The organism is Corynebacterium sp. HMSC05D03, from assembly GCF_001807205.1.
GTDB lineage: Bacteria > Actinomycetota > Actinomycetes > Mycobacteriales > Mycobacteriaceae > Corynebacterium > Corynebacterium aurimucosum.
In genome coordinates, this window is the sequence record NZ_KV788177.1 from 302,863 (window position 1) to 320,249 (window position 17,387).

The following is a 17,387-nucleotide window of genomic DNA, read 5'->3' on the forward strand; positions in this document are numbered from 1 at the left end:
CGCAGCTAGTGCGTCCCGTGGGTGAGGAGGCTTACAGTCTTTACTTGTAGCGGTAGACGATGCGTCCGCGGGTCAGGTCATAAGGAGACAGCTCCACAACAACGCGGTCCTCCGGGAGGATGCGGATGTAGTGCTGACGCATCTTGCCCGAGATATGGGCGAGTACCTTGTGTCCGTTGTCGAGTTCGACGCGGAACATTGCGTTGGGCAGGGGTTCGACGATGCGACCCTCAACCTCGATTGCGCCTTCCTTAGCCATAACCTCTACTTTTCTGGTGAAGTGCGTGCCACGCTTGGCGACGCCCCCACCTGCATGTTTGATGTCTACTGCCTGGTGCCTCCAGCAACCACTTTGGCCGCATACAGACACCAGCACTAAAGCATACGCTGCGAGAACGGGTTTTCCAAATACAGAAACCTCCCGTCACCACATGGTGCGGGAGGCTGATGCCATGTAGCGGTGACTCGCTCACCGCAACGTCTTAGTAGATGAAGACCTTCGAGCCCATCGGCACATCATTCCAGTAGCGCACCGCATCCTGATGGGTCAGGCGCACGCAGCCATTGGACTGGTATGCCGGGGAACCCTCATGGAAGGCGTGGCCATTGTTGGTGAAGTACATGGCGTAGGGCATCGGGGCGTTGCCGAACTCCCAGGAGATCTCGTCCTTGATCTTGCGGTTGATGTAGAAGGTACCAGCCGGGGTTTCCTCACCCGGCTTGCCGACAGACATGCCCTGAGCGACGTAGGTGACGTTGCCGTTGCCATCCTGCAGCCAGGTACGGCTCCCACCACGATCCACGCAGATGCGTGCATCTGCCGGGCAAGGACCAACGTCGAAGCGCTGTGCCTGACGCTCAGCCTCAGCCTTGCGGGCAGCTTCCTCAGCGGCAGCCTTCTCGCGGGCAATCTGCTCAGCGTGGGCGCGCTCTTCAGCTTCGCGAGCGGCGCGGATCTCAGCATTCTTCTGGTCAATCAGACCCGGGAAGATCAGCTCGATGGCACCATCGATAACTGGGCGGAGGGCGTCAGCCGCCTGCGGGTTAACGCTCTGGAGCGTCTCCAGCATCTGGTTGCGGCTATTCCACGCGTTCTCGCGGGTCTGGCCAGCGAACTCATCAAGCTGGGACTGAACATCGGAAGACAGGGTGTCGATCGAAGGAACCGTCTGTGCGTTAGCGGCCGGAGCCACCGAGAGAGTGGCGGTTACCAGGCCAATTGCGGTGGCGCGACGTAGGGAACGGGCGCCAACTAGGGAGCGAATCTTAGACATGGCAAAAAGTATAAACCTTCCTTAGGCAAAATGCCTACCCAGGACACAGGTTTTAATAACGCTGAGTCAGGATGCGCGGACCATTCTCCGTGGCCGCCACCGTGTGCTCCCAGTGGGCAGATAGTGAACCGTCGAGCGTCACGACAGTCCAATCATCGTCGAGAACTTCATTGTCCTCGGTACCCAGGGTCAGCATCGGCTCAATGGCGAGGACGGAGCCCTCCTGAATAATCGGGCCACGTCCCGCCTTACCTTCATTAGCCAGGTAAGGCTCTTCGTGCATTTCACGGCCAATGCCGTGGCCACCGTAGCCATCGACGATGAATAGCTCCACGCCGAACTTATCCTCGGCGCGATAGGTAGCCTGCTCGAGGGCTGCGGAGACGTCGGTAAGCCGATTGCCGGGAACCATGGCCTTGAGGCCTTCGTGTAGGACCCATTCGGTGGCGTCGCTCAGCGCCTGTGCCTCAGGGCTGAGCTTGCCGACGCCAAACGTCCACGCACTATCCCCCACCCAGCCGTCTAGCGTGGCACCGCAGTCGATGGAGACGAGGTCTCCCTCGGCCAGGAGAAGGTCTTTGTGAGGAATACCATGGACAATCACGTCATTGACGGAGGCGCAAATAGACCCCGGAAAGCCGCCATAGCCCTTGAAGGTGGGCACGGCGCCGGCATCCCGAATGGTGTGCTCGGCTACTTCATCGAGTTCGAGCGTACTCACCCCCACTGCCGCAGCGGCCCGCACGGCTTGCAGAGCGCGGCCGACAACTTCTCCGGCCGCCTGCATGGCGTCGAGCTCGCCCGGCGTGCGGGCGGGAATGGTCTTGGTGCGTCGTCGAAAAGCCATGGCGAGGTTGGCAGATTACTTGCCCATAGCCTGAAGGGTGCGCTCGTTGATCTCCTCAACGCTTCCTTCAGCCTTAATGGAGATGATGGCATCGCCGTAGTGCTCGATGAGCGGGAAGGTCTCCTCGCGGTAGACACCTAGGCGGGTGCGAATGGTTTCCTCTGTGTCGTCCGCGCGGCCGCGAGCAAGCATGCGCTCGACCACGACGTCCTCGGATACCTCAAAGTTCAGGACGCCATCGAGCTTCAGACCCTTGTCGGCGAGTAGCTTCTCCAGGATGTCGGCCTGCTCCACGGTGCGCGGGAAGCCGTCGAGAAGGAAGCCGTCCTTGGCGTCATCCTGGTTGAGGCGGTCCTCCACCATGCGAGCCGTGACGTCGGTCGGCACCAGCTTGCCGGCATCAATGTAGGACTTGGCCTCTACGCCGAGCGGGGTGCCCTCACCAATGTTGGCGCGGAAGAGGTCACCGGTGGAGATGTGCGGAACGCCGAGCTTCTCGCTGAGGAGAGCGGCTTGGGTGCCCTTGCCGGCACCGGGAGGGCCAAGGAGTACGTAACGCATTACTTAAGCAGTCCTTCGTAGTTGGATTGTAGGAGCTGGGACTCGATTTGCTTGACCGTGGTCAGGGCCACCGAGACCATAATGAGGATGGCGGTACCACCGAAAGCGGAGGTACCAGCGGCACCAGCGCTGCCGATTCCAAGATCCAGGAGGATATTCGGCAAGACGGCGATAACCGCGAGGTAGATCGAGCCGACGAACAACAGACGGTTCATGACAAAGCCTAGGTACTCGGCGGTCGGTCGGCCCGGGCGAATGCCCGGGATAAATCCACCATACTTCTTCATGTTCTCAGCCTGCTCGGCCGGGTCATATTGAACCGAAACGTAGAAGTAGGAGAAGAAGATGGTGAGCACGAAGTACAGGACGATGTACTGCCAGGAGCTCGGCGACTGCAAGTGCGCGATGACATTGCGCTGCCACCAGTTATCAGACACGCCCGCGGAACCGGAGTTAACGATCTGGGTGATGAGCACCGGCATGTAGATCAGCGAGGAAGCGAAAATGACCGGGATAACGCCGGCCTGGTTGACCTTAAGCGGCAGGTAGGTGGAGGAACCACCGTACTGGCGGCGGCCCACCATGCGCTTGGCGTATTGCACCGGAATCCGGCGCTGGCCCTGCTCGATGAAGGTAATGCCCACGACGAGGAAGATGAGCCCGGCAAGAACCATGGCGAAGACCAGGCCGCCATTGTTCTGGAGGATGTTAACGCCGTCGGTAGGAAGGCGGGTAGCAATACCGGCGAAAATCATCAGCGACATACCGTTGCCGATGCCCTTCTCAGTAATCAGCTCACCCATCCACATCACAAGGATGGCGCCGGAGGTCATGGTGATAACGAGCACGATGAGGGTGAAGAAGTTGCGGTCCTCCGCCAGGACGCGCACACCTTGTCCTAGAAGCTGCTCGCGGTCCGCCAGAGCCACGATGCCCGAAGACTGCAGCAGCGCCAACGCCAGGGTGAGGTAGCGCGTGTACTGCGTCATTTTGGCCTGACCGGACTGTCCCTCCTTCTTCAACTGCTCGAAGTGGGGAATGACCACGGTCAGCAGCTGCACGATAATCGACGCCGTAATGTACGGCATGATGCCGATGGCGAAGATGGACAGCTGCAGGAGCGCACCACCGGAGAACAGGTTGATCACCGAATAGAGGTTGCCTGCTTCCTCCGTGAGGTCACGAAGCCGGCCGGCGATGGTGGCGTAATCAACGCCCGGCGACGGGATCTGTGCGCCAACGCGGTAGAGGATAATCAACACGAGCGTGAAGATGATCTTCTTACGCAGGTCGGCATCTTTGAAAGCCTGCAGAATGGCGGACACTACTAAATCCTCCTGGCCTACCGCGCTTGCTATGCGGTTCGAATTCGCCGCGCACGGGGGTGGATCTCATCTGTTCCCAAACTTTAAGAGTCTTTTTAAGGTCTCTCATAGGAACGGTTGAACACTTTTGACCCCATCACCCTACCAGCCTCGGCCTCATTCGCCACATTGAGCCCGCCCATGCCACGCCGCTGGGCTCCCTATGGTTTTCCCCCTTAGCGCCTTCTACAGATCGGGCCTACCATGGACCCCGTTGCTTTAAGGCAATGTCCTTACAAGATTTTTACGTCTTTTCGACCTTTCCGGCGACGCCTGGAGTGTCTCGGAGTATGGCCGTTCTTGATCTGCCAGACACTGAACCGAAAGAAGTATGTAATTTTATGAGTAAGCGATTCACCCCAATGACCGTGGCTGAGATCATCGATACCTTCGTTCCCAGCCCCAACCCCTTCCGCTGGGAGGCATTCGACGGTTCCTCTACCGGCCCGGCCGATGCGCAGTTCACCGTCAGGATTAACAACCTCCAGGGCTTGGCCTATATCGCTACTCACCCAGGGGACGTCGGGTTCGCCCGCGCCTATGTCACCGACGGCATCACGGTCGAAGGCGAACACCCAGCGCATCCCTATGGCATCTTCGACGCCTTGCATGCGATGTATGACAAGTTCTCCCGCCCGGACGCCAAGGCACTGGCCCGGGTAGCCCGCTCCTTAGCCTCGCTGGGTGCCTTCCAAATCCAGCCGGTCCCAGAGGTTGAGCGCGCTTCCTGGCTGCGCCGCAAGCTGCACGAAGGCCTGTCCAAGCATTCCAAGGAGCGCGATGCAGACGTCATCTCCGATCACTACGACGTGGGCAATGACTTCTACGAACTCTTCCTCGGCGATTCGATGACATATACCTGCGCCTACTACCCCTCCCCCGACGCCATGCTGGATGAGGCTCAGGAAAACAAGTACCGGCTCATCTTCGACAAGCTGCGCCTCAAGGAGGGCGACCGCCACCTGGACGTCGGCTGTGGCTGGGGCGGGATGGTGCGCTACGCCGCTAAGCGCGGCGTGAAGTCAGTCGGTGTGACCTTGTCCAAGGAACAGGCTGAATGGGGCCAAGCCAAGATTAAGGAGGAGGGCCTCGAGGACCTGGCGGAAATCCGCTTCCTGGATTACCGCGACGTCACCGAGGCAGGCTTCGATGCCATCTCCGCCATCGGGCTGCTCGAGCATATCGGTGTCAAGAACTATCCCAGCTTCTTCAGCTTCCTCCACGGAAAGCTCAAGCCAGGTGGTGTGATGCTCAACCACTGCATCACCTACCCGGATAACCATAAAACGCCGAAGGGTGGGTTCATCGACCGCTATATCTTCCCCGACGGCGAGCTCTCCGGCTCCGGCACCATCACCAAGTGCATGCAGGATGTCGGATTCGAAGTTGTCCACACGGAATCCCTCCGCTTCGACTACATGCGCACGCTGCATGATTGGTGCGAGAACCTCAAGGAGAATTGGGAGGAAGCCTGCTCGCTGGTGGGTCTGCCCACCGCGCGCCTGTGGGCCATCTACATGGCCGGCTCCGAGTGGGGCTTTGAGCACAACATCATCAACCTGTACCACTTCGTGGGCGTCAAACTGGGCGAAGCCGGCTCCCGCGCCGGCGTGCCAGAGCGCCGCTGGTGGGAAGATTCGCGCTTCTAAAGACTTAAGGGAGTTTTATGTTGACCGATCTCATCCGTAATCACCGCAGCGTTGACGCAGTAGAGATTCCGCCGGTGGGCTGGAAGGCGCACCGGGAGGGCGTCGATAAGCTCCTGCGTAGCTTCCACGCGGTGCCGAAGGATAAGCGTGTGCGTTTGGCCAAGAAAACCTCGAACCTCTTCCGCGGGCGCAGCGGTGAGCAAGCCGGGCTGGACGTCTCCGGTCTGGATGGGGTGATTGAGGTCGATCCGATCGCACAGACCGCCGAGGTCCAGGGCATGTGCACCTACGAGGACCTCGTCGACGCCACCCTGCCGCATGGGCTTATGCCCTTTGTGGTGCCGCAGCTCAAGACCATTACCCTGGGCGGCGCCGTGACGGGGATGGGAGTGGAGTCCACGAGCTTCCGCGATGGACTGCCGCATGAATCCGTCCTGGAGATGGACATCCTGACCGGCACGGGGGATATTGTCACGTGCTCGCGCGAGGAGAACGTCGATCTCTTCCGCCTTTTCCCCAACTCCTATGGCTCCTTGGGCTATGCGGTGCGCCTGAAGATTGAGCTGCGCGCGGTCAAACCCTATGTGGAGCTGCGGGAGGTACGCTTTCACGACTTCGAGTCTTTGGCACGCACGCTTGACGACGTCTCCCGCCCCCACACCTATGACGATGTCGAAGTGCACGGCCTGGATGGCGTGGTCTTCTCGCCGGAGGAGTCATACCTCGTCATGGCCCGTTTTACGGATGAGGCGGGGCCGACCTCCGATTACACGCGCGACAAGATCTTCTACCGCAGCCTCCAGCATGCGAACGGCATCCGGCGCGACCGCCTCACGGTGCGCGACTATATCTGGCGCTGGGACACGGACTGGTTCTGGTGTTCGCGCGCTTTCGGGGCGCAGAATCCGCGCGTGCGCAAGGTGTGGCCGCGGCAGCTGCGCCGCAGTTCCTTCTACTGGAAGCTCGTGCGCCTAGACCGCAAATACGAGCTGGAGTACAACTTCATCAAGAAGCCGAAGGGCCTGCCCCGCGCCGAGCGCGTGGTGCAGGACATCGAGGTCACACCGGACAATTTGCCGGAGTTCTTGGATTGGTTTTTCCAAGCCTCCGACATCCAACCAGTGTGGCTGTGCCCGATTCGGCTGCGCGAGGGCGTCGAAGACCTCGTTGACGCGGGCACGCTGGCCGCTGATTCCCCAGCTCCGTGGCCGCTGTACCCCCTGCGCCCGGGCCAGACCTGGATCAACGTGGGCTTTTGGTCAGGCGTGGAGGGCAATCACGTCGACCCCTCTGCTCCAGGCAATGGCGCCTTCAATCGCGTCATCGAGGACAAGGTGAGCGAGCTAGGCGGGCACAAGTCATTATATTCCGAAGCCTTCTATTCGCCTGAGCAATTCGCGGAGCTTTATGGCGGCGACCTGCCGGAGCGCATCAAGGCCGTCACCGATCCGGATGGCCGCTTCCCCGGCCTCTACGAGAAGACGGTCAACGAGGCCTAACGGCGCCGCATAAATTTCATGCCATACGGTTTCTCCCAAAAGGCATTAATACCTTTTGAGAGATGCCTTTTGCGGCACTCTCCACGTAAACCCCCAGGTCAATACATAACACGCAAGCCATAAGGCACCCCTCAAAAGGTACTCATGCCTTCTGCGCCCAGGGCTGCCCCGAAAGCGCCAGAAGCCCTCCCGAAGGCCACCGAAAGGTGGCGCCGCGGGAGGGCTATGGCTCTCACAGAGCCTGTAAGAGAATTACTTGGTTGCGGTGGCGGTGCCGCCAGCAGCCTCGATCTTCTCAACAGCAGACTTGGAGAACTTGTCAGCGGTGACGTTCAACTTAACGTTGATCTCACCGTTGCCCAGAACCTTGACCGGCTGGTTCTTGCGAACCAAGCCAGCAGCAACGATGTCCGCAACGGTGACGTCGCCACCGTTAGCGAAAGCCTCTGCGAGGTCAGCAACGTTGACTACCTGGTACTCAACGTGGTTCGGGTTCTTGAAGCCCTTGAGCTTCGGCAGACGCATGTGGATCGGCATCTGGCCACCCTCGAAAGCAGCTGGTACCTGCTTACGAGCTCCGGTGCCCTTGGTACCGCGACCAGCGGTCTTACCCTTGGATGCCTCACCGCGGCCGACGCGGGTCTTGGGCTTGTTGGATCCTGCGGCCGGGCGCAGGTCGTGGAGCTTGATGATATCAGCCATGGTTTACTCCCCTGCCACTTCTTCGACGGTGACCAGGTGACGCACCTTGTGAACCATACCGCGGATAATCGGGGTGTCCTGCTTCACAACAGAGTGTCCGATGCGCTTGAGACCAAGCGACTCCATGTTTGCGCGGTGGTTCGGCTTGGTGCCCACAAGGCCCTTTACCTGAGTAATCTTCAGAGCCATTGCTTATGCCTCCTGACCTGCGCGCTTGCGCAGCATCTGGGCCGGTGCGACCTCCTCGAGGGACTTGCCACGACGTGCGGCAACTTCCTCAGGGCGAACCAGCTGCTTGAGGCCGTCCACGGTAGCGCGGACGACGTTGAGAGCGTTGTCGGAGCCCAGGGACTTCGACAGAATGTCCTGCACGCCAGCGCACTCAAGCACCGGACGAGCAGCACCGCCGGCGATGACACCGGTACCCGGAGCGGCCGGCTTCATCATCACGATGCCAGCTGCGTCGCGACCCTCAACCGGGTGGGTAATGGTGCCAGCAATCATCGGGACGCGGAAGAAGTTCTTGCGAGCCTCTTCTGCACCCTTCTGGATTGCGGCCGGGACTTCCTTGGCCTTGCCGTAGCCGACGCCCACCATGCCCTGGCCGTCGCCGACGACGACGAGAGCGGTGAAGGACATGTTGCGGCCACCCTTAACGGTCTTAGCGACGCGGTTGATGGTCACAACGCGCTCGATGTACTTATCGCGCTCGTTGTCCTGGTGGTTGCGGCGGTCGTTACGACGGCCGTTGTTGCGACCCTTGCGGTCGTTGTTGTTCTCGGCGGAGCGTCCGCCGTCACGCTGTTCACGGTCCGACATTAGGCGTTCCTTCCGTTGATGTTTCCGTATGCCTTAATCATTAGAACTGCAGACCACCTTCGCGAGCGGCGTCGGCCAGCGCAGCAACGCGGCCGTGGTACTTGTAGCCTGCACGGTCGAAGACGACCTGCTCGATGCCAGCGGCCTTGGCGCGCTCAGCGATGAGCTGGCCTACCTTGGCAGCCTTGGCCTTCTTATCGCCCTCGAGTGCACGCACGTCGGCTTCCATGGAGGAAGCGGCAGCCAGGGTGTGGCCAGCCAGGTCGTCGATGACCTGAACGTGCATGTGGCGGGAGGAGCGGTGAACGACCAGACGCGGCGCCTCAGGGGTGCCGCGGAGGGTCTTACGGATGCGGAAGTGGCGGCGCGCGCGTGCTTCACGACGACGCGAGGAAATGTCCTTGCCAACCGGGGTGCGCTTTGCGTTTTCAGTGTTAGCCATTGCTTACTTACCCGTCTTTCCGACCTTGCGGCGGACCTGCTCGCCGTCGTAGCGAATACCCTTGCCCTTGTAAGGATCGTCCTTACGCAGGCGGCGGATGTACGCGGCGACCTGTCCAACCAGTTGCTTGTCAATACCAGATACGGAGAGCTTGGTTGCGCCATCCACAGCGAAGGTGATGCCCTCCGGAGCCTCGATGAGGATCGGGTGGGAGTAACCCAGAGAGAACTCCAGGTCCTTACCCTTCTGCTGGACACGGTAACCAACACCGAAGATTTCCATCTTCTTGGTGTAGCCCTCGGTCACGCCAACAACGGCGTTGTTGACCAGGGAGCGGGCCAGACCGTGCAGGGCGCGGTTCTTGCGGTCGTCATCCGGACGGGAGACCTTGATCTCGTCATCCTCGACGGCTGCGGTGATCGGCTCCGGTAGCTCAACCTCGAGGGCGCCCTTGGAGCCCTTAACGTTGACGACCTGGCCATTGATGGTGATGTCGACGCCCTTCGGGACGGCGATAGGTGCTAGACCGATACGAGACATGTGTCAATCCTCCCTTACCAGACGTAGGCGAGAACTTCTCCGCCTACACCCTTCTCCTGAGCCTGACGGTCGGTAAGCAGACCCTGAGACGTGGAAATGATAGCCACGCCCAGGCCGCCCAGAACCTGCGGCAGTTCGGTGGACTTTGCGTACACACGCAGACCCGGCTTAGACACGCGACGCAGACCCGAGAGGGAACGCTCACGGTTGTTGTACTTAAGCTCGAGGGACAGCTCGTGGCCCTCGACGGAGTAGTCAGCGATGTAGCCTTCCTGCTTCAAGATCTCAGCGATGTTCGCCTTGAGCTTGGAGGTCGGCATCGACACGACGTCGTGGTGCGCATTAGATGCGTTGCGCACGCGCGACAGCATGTCGGCAATAGGATCAGTCATAGTCATATGAGTGACCTTTAACCTTTCTCGTTGCGGTTCCCACAAAAGCTCACCAAAGCGTTCTCCGTGTGATTTCGGGCTACTCACGCTCCCCGCGGTCAATACCACGAGGCGCTCGCCACCCTTTGATACAGACAACGGTCCGCTATCTACGGCGAGGGGCCTACAACAAAGTAGATGTGTTCAATTCTTCCGGCTTGGCACGTTTCCGCACCTCCTGCACTGTTTTCGCGGAACAGGAGTGGAAAAATGCAAGTCCGTCGGATTACTCTACCCGCTGACATGCAGTTTTCCAAAACGCGTTAGCATAGGAAGCCATGAGCGAAACACCTGATCCGATCCGCACCGCCCATCAGTGGCTGAAGGAGGCTGCCGAGCTGATCGGCGCCTCTCCCGAGGAGGCCACCGCTTTGATCAAAGAACTTCTCGATCTGACCAAAGACGTTGCGCATACCCAGTCCCGGCCCGCCGCTCCCCTAACCGCTTACCTGGTGGGGCTCGCGTCCAAGAACACCGATGAGGCCCGCGCACACATTGCCACCTTGAAGGAGGCCCTCAACCGATGAGCGGGCGCGTCAACGCCACATTCGCTGTGACCAAGGTGCGCCTCGATGAGAACGGCCACGTCACCCAAGTCGATACCCGTGGCGATTCCGTCGCCGGCGAGGAGCCGCTGGAGATCCGCGTCGGCGGGCAAACACTAACGACGACGATGCGCACCCCGGGACACGACGTCGAGCTGGCACATGGTTTCCTCCACTCCGAAGGACACATTGAGAAGGTCAGTGACGTCCGGGGGGCCCGCTACTGCGCCGGCGCCTCGGTGGATGGGCGCAATCCCTATAATCTGCTCGACGTGGAGCTGGCTAACCCCCACGCGCTCACGCTCGCCGATCTGCGTCTGACCACCACCACGTCCGCCTGCGGCGTGTGTGGCACCTCCTCCATCGAGGCACTCATGAAGCAGTCACGCTACGAGATTCCACAGGTGCCGGTGGATCCGGGGGTCGTCGCCAAGCTGCCCGAGGCCCTCAAGCGGGAGCAGAAGCAGTTCCGCAAGACTGGGGGCATCCACGCCGCAGGCGCGTTCACTCTCGACGGCGAACCCGTCGTCGTCCGCGAAGACGTAGGCCGGCACAACGCCGCCGACAAGGTCATCGGCAACCTGCTCATGGAAGGAAAGCTGCCCGCCAGTGACCTCATTCTGGTCATGAGCTCGCGCGCCAGCTTCGAACTCGTCAATAAAGCAGCGATGGCCGGCTTCGGCATGCTTGTCGCGGTCTCCGCAGCCTCCTCCCTAGCCGTCACAACCGCCCGGGAGACGGGCATGGCGCTCGTCGGCTTTGCCCGCGGCGACCGATTCAACCTTTATTCGGGTCAACTTAGTCGCGATACGCTTCCGGGCCGGAGTTAAGCCACGCGTAGACCCCACCCATGAGGAAGCCACCGCCGATGAGGTTTCCCATCCACGCGATGGACCAGTTGGTGAGCACCGCGCCTAGGCTAAAGGCATCGGGCAGCGGGCTAGCACAGAAGACCGTCAGCATCATCAGACAGAAGTTCGCGATGACGTGCTCAAGGCTTAAGCCCACAAAGCACGCGATAATGGGAACGATGACGAAGAATTTGGACACCAGCTCCTTGGCCGACATCGCCCCGATGATCGCCATGTTCACCACGAAGTTGGCAACGACGGCCTCGACGAAAAGACCGCCCGGGGTCTTCTCCAGCTTCCCCGCCGACATCGTGGCGATAAGGTGACCCGGGTCCATGTTTCCCAGCTTCGCGGACACCGACATGGCGGCGGCAAAAATCACTACGCCGACGAGGTTAAACAGCGTGGTCACCACGAGCAACCACAGCGCCTTTCCCCACCCCACCTGCTTCTTCACCGCGCCGTAGACCATGTACATCATGTTGCTGGTGGCCAAATCAGCACCCAAGATGACAATGGCGAACAGGCCGAGCCCGAAAAGCGCAGCGAAAACCAAGGAGCCCAAGCCAGCCGCGTGCTTTTCGACACCCATCCCCACTACGCCAGCGAATGCCGTGCCGATGGCTAGGTACGCGCCCGCCAGGGTAGCTCGCACGGCGAAACGGGCGAGGGATTCGTCGAGAAGCGTGAGCTTCTTCTTCACCGCAACGGCGGCGGCTTCGTTGAGAGACATCCAGTACCTCACTGGCTCGAGAAACGTTAAGGCACCCGATATCGTACTCCGTGTCAGGACGCGCGAAACCCCCGGCCTCCTTGCAGGGAGTACCGGGGGTCGTTCTCTATCTCAAAGAGAAAGTGTCGCCGCTTACTTGAACGGGAAGCCGAGCTCGCGCAGGAGCTTGCGGCCTTCCTCGTCGTTGGTAGCGGAGGTGACGACGGTGATGTCCATACCGCGCGGGCGGTCCACCTTGTCGATGTCGATCTCGTAGAACATGGTCTGCTCGCTGAGGCCGAAGGTGTAGTTGCCGTGGCCGTCGAACTGCTGGTCGGAGAGACCGCGGAAGTCGCGAATACGCGGCAGCGCGATGGTCAGCAGGCGGTCCAGGAACTCCCACATGCGGTCGCCACGCAGGGTAACGCGTGCGCCGATGGGCATGCCCTCGCGGAGCTTGAAGTTAGCGATGGACTTCTTAGCGCGACGCACCTGCGGCTTCTGGCCGGTGATAGCGGTAAGGTCCTCGAGAGCGCCGTTGATCATCTTGGAGTCGCGGGCAGCGTCGCCCACACCCATGTTGACGACAACCTTGGTGACGCCCGGAATCTGCATCACGTTCTCGTACTTGAACTCTTCGTTCAGAGCCTTCTTGATTTCCTCGCGGTAGCGGGTCTTCAGACGCGGAGTGTAGTTCTCGCTCATTTTAGATGTCCTTCCCGTTGCTACGTGCGATGCGGACCTTCTTGCCGTTCTCGTCGAAACGGTAGCCCACGCGGGTCGGGTTGCCCTCGGAGTCAACGATCGCAACGTTGGACACGTGGATCGGAGCTTCCTGGGTAACGATTCCGCCGGACTCGGCGCCACGCTCGGTAGCGGAGTTAGCAACGTGCTTCTTGACGCGGTTAACGCCCTCAACGAGGACCTTGTCACGCTTCGGGTATGCCTCGATGACCTTGCCCTTCGCGCCCTTGTCCGGGCCCGAAATAACGATCACCATATCGCCCTTATGAATCTTCATAAGACTAGATCACCTCCGGTGCGAGAGAAACGATCTTCATGAAGCGCTTGTCACGAAGTTCGCGAGCAACCGGGCCGAAGATGCGGGTACCGCGCGGCTCGTTGTCACCCTTGAGAATAACTGCGGCGTTTTCATCGAATGCGATGTAGGAGCCGTCCGGGCGACGGGTCTCCTTCTTGGCGCGTACGATGACGGCCTTGACGATGTCGCCTTCCTTTACGTTGCCACCCGGGATGGCTTCCTTGACAGTGGCGACGACGATGTCACCAATGCCAGCGAAACGTCGAACGGAGCCGCCGAGAACGCGGATGACGAGGATCTCTCGTGCACCAGAGTTATCGGCGACGCGCAGACGCGATTCTTTCTGAATCACTATGGGTCTCCTGACCTGGATTAACGTGCGTCAAGATTTCCGTCCTTGACACACCTGGTCTACTTGCTTATGTGGCACAGGCTGTGCGACGAACTCGCTGTTCACAGCGGTCGAAGGGTCTCGGTGCGGCGATTCGGAAACGCATCGCGCTGCACCGACCGGCCATATGCAACCCATACATTCAAGCATGCCTAAGACTGTTTCCCCAAATTGCACGCCCCGCTGCTTCCCACAGCCCGGCTGCATGACGGGGCTCCCATGCGGCATACCCCCTCGCTCGCGTCTGCACTCCTAGGCCTTGGAGGCTGATGCGGTGGTTGTCGCATCAGCAGGTTCTGGTTTCGGGTCCACGGTAAGGAATGCATCGCCGAAGGAAATCTCCTCGCCCGTGACGAAGGCCGGCAGGACCGGGCCTGTCTTCTTCGAGTTGGACACGACGACCGGCGTGGTCACCGGGTAGTCGGCGGCCTTGATGGCTGCGATGTCGAACTCGCACAGCAGGTCACCAGCCTTCACCTCATCGCCCTTGGACACGTGCGAGGTGAAGTGCTCACCCTTCAGGTTCACGGTGTCGAAGCCGATGTGCATGAGAATGTCCACGTTGTTGCCGTCAGCATCCTTGCCACGCACGGCATACGCGTGCTTGGAGGGGAAGGTGACGGTAACCTTGCCGTCAATCGGGGATACGAGGCGCCCCTCGGTCGGCTCGACGGCCACACCCGCACCCAGCTTGCCAGCGGCAAACATCGGGTCCGAGACCGACGCCAAGGCGATAGCTTTTCCAGCCAGCGGGGAAGCCACGCGGTAGGCATTCGGGTCAGCGGTGGCGGCAGGAACCGCGCCACCCACGCCGGTTCCGGCAGCACCGACCTCATCGGGGTCGATGGAACCATGCTTGGAAATGAGGTAGCGGCCATAGGCAAAGGCCACGCCGAAAGCGAGGATCAAAGAGGTAAAGGCGCAGACGAAGAACTGCGTGTAATCCTCGGGACGCATGGAGACGAAGCCGATGAAGCCGGCGGCGCCGAGGGCGGTTGCTTTGACGTCGAAAAGCGCAATGAGCGTCGCGGCAATCGCGGAGGCACCCATGCCGATGTAGAAAGGCCAGCGCAGTCGCAGGTTCACACCGAAGATGGCAGGCTCGGTAATACCGAAGAGCGCGGACACACCCGAAGCGCCGGACAGACCCTTGAGCTTCTCAGAACGGGTCAGGAAGTAGACCGCCAGGGCCACGCCACCCTGGGCAATGTTGGCCACGGAAGCGACCGCAAAGATGAAGGAGCCGCCCTCGTTCCACAGCATGGTCTCGATCGGCGGGAAGGATTGGTGCAGGCCCGTGATGACAATCGGCGAGTAGAACAGACCGAAGATGAAGCCGCCCACCGGGCCGGCGAAGGTGTACAGGTCATTAAGACCCGCGCCGAGCATGTCGCCCGCAGTGCGCAGCACCGGCCCCACTGCGATGAAGGTAATAAAGCCCGTCACCAGCAGCGTGAGCAGCGGGGTGAGCAGGAAGTCCACCGTTCCCTTAAGGTGCTTGTGCAGGAATTTCTCAATCGTGGCCAGAATCCACGCGATGACCAGGATGGGCAGGATGGAGCCTTGGTAGCCCGCTTGGGCAACGTCGAGGCCGAAGATATTCCAGTAGGCCATCTCCCCTGCCTCGATGGTCGCGGCCACCTGGTAACCATTGACCAGGTCCGGCATCACCATCGCCATGGCCATGCCGGCGCCGAGGAACTCGTTACCGCCGAAGCGCTTGGTGGCGGTAAAGCCCACCAAGATCGGCAGGAAGGCAAACGGCGCGGAGGCCAAAAGGTTAATGAGCCCAGCAACATCTGCCATGGCCGGGAACATCTCAATAACGGACTGCTCACCAAACAAACCATTGACGGTCAGGACGTTGTTGAGCGCCATGAGCAGACCGCCACCGACCAGAATCGGGATGAGCGGCACGAAGATATCCGCGAGGACCTTCACCGCGCGGGAGAACCAGTTGCCGGAATCGGCGGCAATGTCCTTGAGCTTATCGGTGGAGACCGCGATGTCCTTGGTGGTTATCTTGTTGAGCTGGTCGAAGACGATGTTGACATCGCCCGGACCGACGATGACCTGGAACATGCCCCCGGCCTCAAAAATGCCTTTGAGGTCCGGATCGTTTTCCAGGGCGGCCTTGTCGACCTTCTTGCTGTCTTTGAGCACCATGCGCAGGCGAGTGGCGCAGTGTGCGAGCGCCACGATGTTGTCTTCGCCGCCGATGGCTGAGAGTATTCGCGCCGCGACCTGTGAGTGATCCATTCCGGCGTGCCTCCTAGAAGAGTGAGATGAATTAAATAGCGTCACCTCCCATTAGACACGTTACCCAACACAAAGCCAAGCATTCGGGCATAAATATAGGAAAATTCACACCCTAACGGGCTTCCCAGCCGTGCCAGCGAGCGTCGCTGGCACCAAAAATCGCCGACGCGCCCGCAATCCGCCCATCGCCCGCGAAGACCTCCACGGCACATCCATCCGCGATGAGCTCCACGGAGCCAGCCGGGCAGGGAACGACGCGCTCATCGTCCCCAACTGCCAAACGGAGTTCTCCCCCGCCGTAGGTGACGCGGAAGGCGTCGGCCCCGGAGTCGTCGACAAGCACGTACGTTCCCTCGCCGGCCGTCAGCGTGGCTACCGAACCGAACCCAACGCGTGCTGCCTCCGCCGGCACAGCCGGCAGCGACCACAACGGCGCCTGGCGCAACCAGCCTTCCTCCAGCCACACGCGCCGCGGCAAGGTGAGCGTGTGGACCCAGCCCTGGGCAACCGTCGGGGTGTCATCCTGCGCGGGCAGCCCCATCCACCCCAGCATGATGGCCTCGCCATCCTTTTCCACCAGCTGCGGCGCATAAAACTGGTGGCCATAATCCAGCTCGCTAAAGCCCCGCTCCACGTGGAAGACGGTGCCCTCCAACCGGCCCACGAGGTAACCGCACTGATCGGAGGAGGCGTAGTGCGTGGTGCCGTCAGCAACCACCGGCTCGAGTCCTTGCGGGCAGATGACCAAGACGTCCTTGTCCTCTCCCATCGCGCGGTCCCGGAGCGTGAGAAGGTTGGGGCACTCCCACATGTAGCCGCCCGGCACGAGATCCGGGCTCAGGCCCGGCTGAGCACTCGAGGTATCAAAGGTGATCGTGCCTTCAAAGGACCACTGCGCCAAGTCCGTAGAACGGTAGAGCACGGCGTGCCCGCTTTCGTCTTCTGCTTGGGCGCCGAGCACCATGCGCCAGCCGGCACCATCGCGGGTGATCTGGGGATCGCGGTAGTGCCCCGTGAAGCCCTCCGCGGGGCCATTGATGAGCGGGTTGGCGGGGTCGTGCTCATAGAAACCGCCTTCTGGACCGCCGGCATCGACGGCACGGACGCGATTCTGCGAGGGAATCCGCACGCCATCGCGCTTGAGATTGCCGGTATAAAACAGCCAGACGTCCTCACCGTCGACCACTGCGCCGCCCGAGTAGCAGCCGTGGGCGTCGTGCTCACGGATGGGATACAGCGCGTCCGGGTAGTGCCGCCATGGCTTCGCCTCGCTTAAGGAGGCCACGGCATGACCCCAGCCTGTCTGCTTCGCCGCGTGCGGGAAGTAGGGGTCGTGCTGATAATAAACATGCAGGTTGTTGCCATCGATGAAGACCCCATTCGGGTCATTGAGGCGGCCGGAGGGCGGGGAGAGATGGAAAAGCGGACGGTAGTTCATGCTCTCGATAGTATGGGTTCC

21 protein-coding genes are annotated in these 17,387 nt (G+C 60.8%); 4 read left to right on the top strand and 17 right to left on the bottom strand.

The genetic code is table 11. The features are described from left to right. Positions 1–40: 40 nt before the first annotated feature. The 5 genes from infA to secY form a co-directional block, all read right to left on the bottom strand. Positions 41–259 carry a translation initiation factor IF-1 gene (gene infA, locus HMPREF3147_RS07695; RefSeq protein ID WP_003854422.1) on the bottom strand — a complete coding sequence of 73 codons (219 nt, stop codon included), beginning with the start codon at positions 257–259 and terminating at the stop codon, positions 41–43. A 223-nt stretch (positions 260–482) separates the two neighbouring features. Continuing rightward, entirely contained in the window at positions 483–1,274 is a 792-nt protein-coding gene (locus tag HMPREF3147_RS07700) for a L,D-transpeptidase (RefSeq protein ID WP_070446556.1), read from the bottom strand. Positions 1,275–1,326: 52 nt separating this feature from the next. Then, on the bottom strand, positions 1,327–2,121 hold the full coding sequence (gene map / locus HMPREF3147_RS07705; protein ID WP_070446558.1) for a type I methionyl aminopeptidase: 795 nt from the start codon (positions 2,119–2,121) through the stop codon (positions 1,327–1,329). Positions 2,122–2,136: 15 nt separating this feature from the next. Next, positions 2,137–2,682 (bottom strand): adenylate kinase, encoded by a 546-nt coding sequence (locus HMPREF3147_RS07710; protein ID WP_070446560.1) that lies wholly within the window; start codon positions 2,680–2,682, stop codon positions 2,137–2,139. Next, positions 2,682–4,007, bottom strand: coding sequence for a preprotein translocase subunit SecY (secY, locus tag HMPREF3147_RS07715; protein ID WP_070446562.1), 1,326 nt, complete (start codon positions 4,005–4,007; stop codon positions 2,682–2,684). Before secY ends, HMPREF3147_RS07710 begins: the two co-directional genes overlap by 1 nt. 380 nt (positions 4,008–4,387) lie before the next feature. Here secY and HMPREF3147_RS07720 point away from each other — a divergent pair, with 380 nt between their 5' ends. Together HMPREF3147_RS07720 and HMPREF3147_RS07725 are read left to right on the top strand one after the other, a co-directional pair. Beyond that, positions 4,388–5,695 carry a class I SAM-dependent methyltransferase gene (locus HMPREF3147_RS07720; RefSeq protein WP_070446564.1) on the top strand — a complete coding sequence of 436 codons (1,308 nt, stop codon included), beginning with the start codon at positions 4,388–4,390 and terminating at the stop codon, positions 5,693–5,695. Between the two features lie 17 nt (positions 5,696–5,712). Next, positions 5,713–7,194 (top strand): FAD-binding oxidoreductase, encoded by a 1,482-nt coding sequence (locus tag HMPREF3147_RS07725; RefSeq protein ID WP_070446566.1) that lies wholly within the window; start codon positions 5,713–5,715, stop codon positions 7,192–7,194. A gap of 252 nt (positions 7,195–7,446) precedes the next feature. On the opposite strand, the gene rplO is transcribed toward HMPREF3147_RS07725, so the two are convergent. Genes rplO through rpsH form a run of 6 tightly spaced genes read right to left on the bottom strand, consistent with a single transcriptional unit; the run spans position 7,447 to position 10,095 of the window. Next, complete coding sequence (gene rplO, locus HMPREF3147_RS07730; RefSeq protein WP_010189563.1) at positions 7,447–7,896, bottom strand: 50S ribosomal protein L15; 450 nt, start codon at positions 7,894–7,896, stop codon at positions 7,447–7,449. A gap of 3 nt (positions 7,897–7,899) precedes the next feature. Then, positions 7,900–8,085, bottom strand: coding sequence for a 50S ribosomal protein L30 (gene rpmD / locus HMPREF3147_RS07735; protein ID WP_010189565.1), 186 nt, complete (start codon positions 8,083–8,085; stop codon positions 7,900–7,902). 3 nt (positions 8,086–8,088) lie between these two features. Further along, the gene (rpsE, locus tag HMPREF3147_RS07740) at positions 8,089–8,715 is read right to left on the bottom strand and encodes a 30S ribosomal protein S5 (RefSeq protein ID WP_010189568.1); all 627 of its coding nucleotides are present in this window, start codon (positions 8,713–8,715) and stop codon (positions 8,089–8,091) included. A gap of 40 nt (positions 8,716–8,755) precedes the next feature. Further along, positions 8,756–9,157 (bottom strand): 50S ribosomal protein L18, encoded by a 402-nt coding sequence (gene rplR, locus HMPREF3147_RS07745; RefSeq protein WP_046648465.1) that lies wholly within the window; start codon positions 9,155–9,157, stop codon positions 8,756–8,758. Between the two features lie 3 nt (positions 9,158–9,160). After that, positions 9,161–9,697 (bottom strand): 50S ribosomal protein L6, encoded by a 537-nt coding sequence (gene rplF, locus HMPREF3147_RS07750; protein WP_070446568.1) that lies wholly within the window; start codon positions 9,695–9,697, stop codon positions 9,161–9,163. Between the two features lie 14 nt (positions 9,698–9,711). Then, entirely contained in the window at positions 9,712–10,095 is a 384-nt protein-coding gene (gene rpsH, locus HMPREF3147_RS07755; RefSeq protein WP_010189573.1) for a 30S ribosomal protein S8, read from the bottom strand. Between the two features lie 311 nt (positions 10,096–10,406). Between rpsH and HMPREF3147_RS07760 the strand changes: the two genes are divergently transcribed. Together HMPREF3147_RS07760 and fdhD are read left to right on the top strand one after the other, a co-directional pair. After that, positions 10,407–10,655 carry a DUF6457 domain-containing protein gene (locus HMPREF3147_RS07760; protein ID WP_010189574.1) on the top strand — a complete coding sequence of 83 codons (249 nt, stop codon included), beginning with the start codon at positions 10,407–10,409 and terminating at the stop codon, positions 10,653–10,655. Then, on the top strand, positions 10,652–11,503 hold the full coding sequence (fdhD, locus tag HMPREF3147_RS07765; protein WP_010189575.1) for a formate dehydrogenase accessory sulfurtransferase FdhD: 852 nt from the start codon (positions 10,652–10,654) through the stop codon (positions 11,501–11,503). Before HMPREF3147_RS07760 ends, fdhD begins: the two co-directional genes overlap by 4 nt. Here the strand turns inward: fdhD and HMPREF3147_RS07770 are convergent. The 6 genes from HMPREF3147_RS07770 to HMPREF3147_RS07795 all read right to left on the bottom strand — a co-directional run bounded on the left by HMPREF3147_RS07770 (position 11,472) and on the right by HMPREF3147_RS07795 (position 17,366). Then, on the bottom strand, positions 11,472–12,257 hold the full coding sequence (locus HMPREF3147_RS07770) for a formate/nitrite transporter family protein (RefSeq protein WP_070446570.1): 786 nt from the start codon (positions 12,255–12,257) through the stop codon (positions 11,472–11,474). The two genes, fdhD and HMPREF3147_RS07770, sit on opposite strands and share 32 nt — an antisense overlap. A gap of 132 nt (positions 12,258–12,389) precedes the next feature. Next, the gene (rplE, locus tag HMPREF3147_RS07775) at positions 12,390–12,941 is read right to left on the bottom strand and encodes a 50S ribosomal protein L5 (protein ID WP_010189579.1); all 552 of its coding nucleotides are present in this window, start codon (positions 12,939–12,941) and stop codon (positions 12,390–12,392) included. Position 12,942: 1 nt separating this feature from the next. Further along, positions 12,943–13,257: a 50S ribosomal protein L24 gene (gene rplX, locus HMPREF3147_RS07780; RefSeq protein ID WP_005527724.1), complete on the bottom strand. Its 315-nt coding sequence runs from the start codon at positions 13,255–13,257 to the stop codon at positions 12,943–12,945. Between the two features lie 4 nt (positions 13,258–13,261). After that, positions 13,262–13,630 (bottom strand): 50S ribosomal protein L14, encoded by a 369-nt coding sequence (rplN, locus tag HMPREF3147_RS07785; protein ID WP_070446572.1) that lies wholly within the window; start codon positions 13,628–13,630, stop codon positions 13,262–13,264. Positions 13,631–13,921: 291 nt separating this feature from the next. Then, positions 13,922–15,928 carry a sucrose-specific PTS transporter subunit IIBC gene (locus tag HMPREF3147_RS07790; RefSeq protein ID WP_070446573.1) on the bottom strand — a complete coding sequence of 669 codons (2,007 nt, stop codon included), beginning with the start codon at positions 15,926–15,928 and terminating at the stop codon, positions 13,922–13,924. A gap of 112 nt (positions 15,929–16,040) precedes the next feature. After that, positions 16,041–17,366, bottom strand: a complete 1,326-nt coding sequence (locus HMPREF3147_RS07795; RefSeq protein ID WP_070446574.1) for a glycoside hydrolase family 32 protein — start codon at positions 17,364–17,366, stop codon at positions 16,041–16,043. Positions 17,367–17,387 lie beyond the last annotated feature (21 nt).